The 5,194-nt window shown below is 34.3% G+C and carries 2 protein-coding genes; one reads left to right on the forward strand and one right to left on the reverse strand.

Going from position 1 to position 5,194, the window contains the following annotated elements:
- The first annotated feature begins 277 nt into the window (after positions 1-277).
- Entirely contained in the window at positions 278-1,186 is a 909-nt protein-coding gene (locus HET73_RS05870) for an aspartate carbamoyltransferase catalytic subunit (RefSeq protein ID WP_174134182.1), read from the forward strand.
- Between the two features lie 79 nt (positions 1,187-1,265).
- On the opposite strand, the gene HET73_RS05875 is transcribed toward HET73_RS05870, so the two are convergent.
- Positions 1,266-4,853, reverse strand: coding sequence for a peptidase M2 (locus HET73_RS05875; RefSeq protein WP_174134183.1), 3,588 nt, complete (start codon positions 4,851-4,853; stop codon positions 1,266-1,268).
- Positions 4,854-5,194 lie beyond the last annotated feature (341 nt).

The raw sequence follows: 5,194 nt of genomic DNA on the forward strand, positions 1-5,194 counted from the left end.
CAACAGGACCAACAACTGGAATAGCAAAAGCAGCAACTGTGAGCGCCATTCTCCACGGTACGTAATCTAGTATTTTACTTCCTAAGCTAGTTTTTTCATCTTTTTTTTCAGTTTTCGCAACCATTTTCAACCTCACTTGCTATTATATACTAACCATAATAAAGCCAGAGTATTAATTATCAGTTAATACCAATTTTAATGCAACATCTAAGTTAAAACGCAATAGATTAATTGAAAAAAGGTAAGTAGAATAGTTTGTTGTACGTTAAAAGAAACTATGAGCAATAATTTGCTAAGCGTGCGGGATCTCACAATCAGTGATGTAGAAAATATAATTAAGTTAGCTAGTCAATATCTGAAAAATGAAGCTGTAAATGGTCATATCTTAGAAAACAAGATTGTGATAAACTTATTCTTTGAGGACTCAACGCGTACGCTCGCATCCTTTGAAATAGCGGCAAAAAGCCTTGGAGTGAATGTTGTAACCTTGCCAATAAAATCTTCTTCTATTAATAAAGGGGAAAATTTGAAGGATATGATAAAAACATTAAATGCAATGAGTCCTGACTACATAATAATCAGGCAAAAAAACAGTGGCATTGTTAATATGCTAGCTCAGCATATTAACTGTTCACTAATTAATGCAGGTGATGGAAGCAGTGAACACCCAACTCAAGCCCTTGCTGACTATTTTGTAATCAGCAGTCATAAAAAGCAAATAAAGAACCTTAAAATTGTAATATGTGGAGATATTTTGCACAGCAGAGTTGCAAGATCAAATATAAGATTACTAAAAATGTTTGGAGCGAAAATATGCTTGATTGCACCGCCAACTTTGATTTGTAGGCATTTTCCTGAGGTGGATTCAGTCCACTATTCATTAATTGAAGGTATAAAGGATGCGGATGTAATTATGCTTCTGAGGTTACAGAAAGAGCGCATGAATAATGGTTGTTTTATTCCTTCAGAGAGAGAATACTTTCATTTGTATGGGCTTGATTCACAGAAGTTATCGTACGCAAAACCAGATGCGATTGTTATGCACCCAGGACCAATAAACAGAGGGATTGAGATCAGCAGTGATATAGCAGATTGTGTTATTTTACAGCAGGTAGAATTCGGATTGGCAATACGCAAGGCAGTGCTATATTATTTGCTAATAGCAAAAAAATGTGTAATTCTGTAAAACTTATACTCAGTTTAGTATAATAACCTCACACACACGAGGAGTTGCTGCTTGGATGCAGCAACTCTTTATGTGTTTGTTAGATCAAGCTGTGATCATGGTTGTGATAGTTATCACCTGAACAATCAAACATCTGACCTCCTAAGCCGTTTATTAGATAAAGGTCATATTCACTATGTTGATCTGACAGTGTAATACTATCTTGTGTTTCTAAACTGAAACCGCTTGAGTCTGACAGCAATTCATAATTTGGATTATCTATTTTACCAATGCTGCTTATTACTCTGCCATTATCATTAGATATAGCCAAGCTATAACTGTCGCCATCTTTCATTATTTTGATGGATACCTTATCTTCAGGTAACACTATAAGTTTCTTCGTATCACTATCGTGAATTACGAATTTACCATCTTTAAAGTAATACTTACCTTCCGGCAAAGCACCAACCTTATAATTTGATTCATGCAGTTTGTTCCAGAACTTTAACACAGATTGCTTTTCCGCTCCTTCGGCTCTGTCATGCAGGGCTTTCATATCATAATAATCTATAGCCACATTTGCCTTATGCTTTCCTTCTGAATCTCGATTATAGTCCTTCTCTATTTTCAAGATTGTGTCTTTCAATACTATCTGCTCCTGCTCTTCTTCCTCCACAAAAGCTGATCTTTTTGTTCTTGCTAGACTTTGCAACGGAGTTGGCTGATCAGGTTGTATGTCACTTTCTCTATTGACACTTGATTTATCTTCACTTTGCTCTTTTGGACTTTCAGCTTTTGTGTATATTCTCTGATAGTCCGTGTAGCCTCTATTAGTATCACCGATATCGCCATTACCTTGATCGAAAGTTATTTTCCTACTTCCATTGCCCATATCCTCAATTTCAACTTGAGGAGAAACAGATGCTAGGAAATCATTATAACTATAGTTATAATCAGCAGAAAAGAATATTTTACCTTTGAAATTATGAAAGTTATTAGATAACATTTCAATTTCTTCATCACCATCAAACAATTTCACTTTGGTAAAATATGTTTGATCTTTTATTCTAACTATTTCACCACTTGAGCTTCTTTGTATGTGGTAATCATTTGGATCATGTTTAATGGCAAAAAGTTTACCAGGGACATATTTCTCTAAGTTTATAAGGCCCACATTTACATGTTTATGAGAATAATCTCTCTTTTCATATTCATGTGCAAATACTGGGTCAATATATTTGTATTCGTCTGGTATGCCACTGTATTCTCTTCCTTCAGAATCAGACGGTGCTAATTTATATTGTCCATCTTTTTCCACTAATTTTAGGTGAGTAACACTGCTTGGCAATTGGAACCTTACGTTTTTTCCATGATCATGAATGAGTAAGTTACTTTCATTTGTAACTTCACCTCTATCATTTTTTACCTCTTCAGTAATATAGAAGCCCATACTTTTGAATGCATGTAGATTTTCGCCTCCTCGTTTTGCAAACGCTTCGTACACGTCGTCGTCTGTTCTGTCAGTTCCTTTATTATCCAGTAAATTTCCTTTTTCCACAATTACTCCACTTTTTCTCTGCTCATCAGAATATTTAGCATGCTCTGAATCCTGATGACGCAAAATTTGGGTGCCTCTGAGGAGTAGAGGATCCAAATTCTCTTGAATGTGTCCAGTACTAGGATGCAACAATTCATTTTCATGTAAATGTGCTTCATTATAATATTCATCACGTTCAACCGTTCTGCCATCTATTAAAGAAGCTTTGTAATGATCGCCTTCTTTTGTAACTGCCATATAAGCACCACCATCATATTGAGTATTCAAGTTATGTAATATATCTTCAAAAACAAAAGTTTCTTTAGTTTGACCTTTAACTTGCTTAAAGAATCCTGATTCACTCGATAATTCTCCAAGTTTTGTATTTCCATCATATATGGACAGTGCACCCATATCTCCGTGACCAAGAGCTTGTATAGAGAGAACCTTACCTTCTTCTAGATCAGTATTAGTACCTCTTATTAAGTTTGGATTGATATTGATCATCTCTTCTAACATCTTTTCTGCATCGATGTCTTTGGTTTCCTTGACTTGCTTTAAACCAATGTCTATCATTTCATCAAGCAAGGAATTTTCTAATTTCTGATATTTAGAAGGAATCGCATGATATTTCTCTAAATATTCTTTATAAGAAATCTTCCCTTCACCAAGTTCTCTAGATATATTAGAATATTCATCCTGCTTTTTCTTATGTAGGCCTTTCAATGCATCATTGTAAGTTTTCTCTAAATTCTCATCATACTTTGATAGCATCCTGAAAGCTTGCGTTTTATATTCTAGACTGTTTTGGTACTCGTTACCTTGTTGGTCAGAATAAGTTAGTTTAGTTTGTCCGTCAGGAGTTTTTATTACTTTTAAGAAGTGATATTCCTTTGATATATCGAGATTATCATTTGTTGCTCTATTAACAGCGCGAGCAACATTATGAAATGCAACATGTTCTACAGCAGAAAAACTTCCAACGTTTTCTCCATCTATTTTTTTTATGTTTGCTTTATAGTAGTCTACATTTTTAATTTCTCCACCCACTATTTCTTGACCAGTTGCTATAAAATCTCCTTTTGTGACTTGCAGCGCATTGATTTTCTCCATTGCAGTGTCTGTATTATTTTCAGCAAGCCAGCCCTTGAAAGCGTCATCTTGATCTTTTATGCGATTCATAGGGCTTCTTATATCAGATAGATTACTTTGATAATTCCCCTCTAGCATAGGATCTTTTCTCTGTAGGTATGAGTGAGCTACTTCATAAACCTCACTACTCACTTTATTGTTCTCTAAATATTCTAACTCTAAAATTCCACTTAACCTTTTTTCTCCAATCTCACTCTTAACACTATCTGGAACATCTGCTTTAGAAAGCCAGTTTTTAAAGTCATCATCGTAGTTTTTTACTTGACTTATAAGGTTTGCTAACTTATACATATTACCTAGAAGGTTTTTCAGAAGATCAGAATTTGCCTCTTGTAAATACATTACCAGCGCATGACCAGTTCTATAAACAAGACTATTCTCTTCATCATTGGCTGAGTATTTTGATTCTAAGATTTTACTTAAATCCAAACTTGCAGCTTCAGTTCTGTCAATGCTCGATCCTTGGGCATTGAACTTGTGGTCTGAGTGGTGTTCAAAATAATCTGCAATTCCCTCCATTAATACTGTAGGTAAGGACTTGCCTCCTGTAGCAAAGTAAGTTAACCCATGTGCAAATTCATGCTTAAGATTATGAACACCACCTTGCTGATAGACGTACATTTCAGCAAAAACATCACCATTTCCTCTATAATAAGCTTTACCACCTTCATCTCCAAGACCAAATCCAAAAGCATTGCTTCCACTATTGTTCCCGCCAAGGTGAGTGTAATCATCCTTATCGTCGAACACATAAATCTTGAATGTTTGTTCTGAACCGCCAGGTTCCAACTTAAATGCATCTTTAAAATTAATAGCTGTTTCTCTTATCTCACTTTCAATTTTAGAAACTTTACTTGCTCTTAAATTATGAGAATAAACCTCTACTTTGATATTTAGTTCTTCTATTTCTATAATATGTGGTGAGTTAAATCCCTTACCACCATTGTTGAAATATTCTTCTTTAGTTATATTTTTATTTACTTGTCGATTAATTGTCATAACTTTAACCTCTAATTTGTTAATCCTTCAATATCAAGCATAAAGTAACTTCCCTAAAGAAATCGTAAATTCCCATATCAATATAGTTTATATTTTAGTAAAAAAGTATAGATTGTTGATTTTATATGTAAAATATAGAGTATAGATAAACAACTAGATTTATATTGGATAGAATAACAAGACCTCCTGCGAACCTAAACTTTGGTGTTTTCTATAGTGCTCTTGAATTGCTTTAACTATAAATATTTAAGAAATTTACCAAATAGAAAAAAAGGCAAAGAAACCCCGTGGTGCGAGTTTTGACCCTATAATACTGTAACTTGGCGCTGTAATAATGTGCT

The organism is Wolbachia endosymbiont of Atemnus politus, assembly GCF_013309895.1.

Excerpts from the sequence above, each read along its gene's own strand:
- HET73_RS05870 (WP_174134182.1), top strand. The coding sequence starts at position 278 with ATGAGCAATAATTTGCTAAGCGTGCGGGATCTCACAATCAGTGATGTA.
- HET73_RS05875 (WP_174134183.1), bottom strand. The coding sequence starts at position 4,853 with ATGACAATTAATCGACAAGTAAATAAAAATATAACTAAAGAAGAATAT.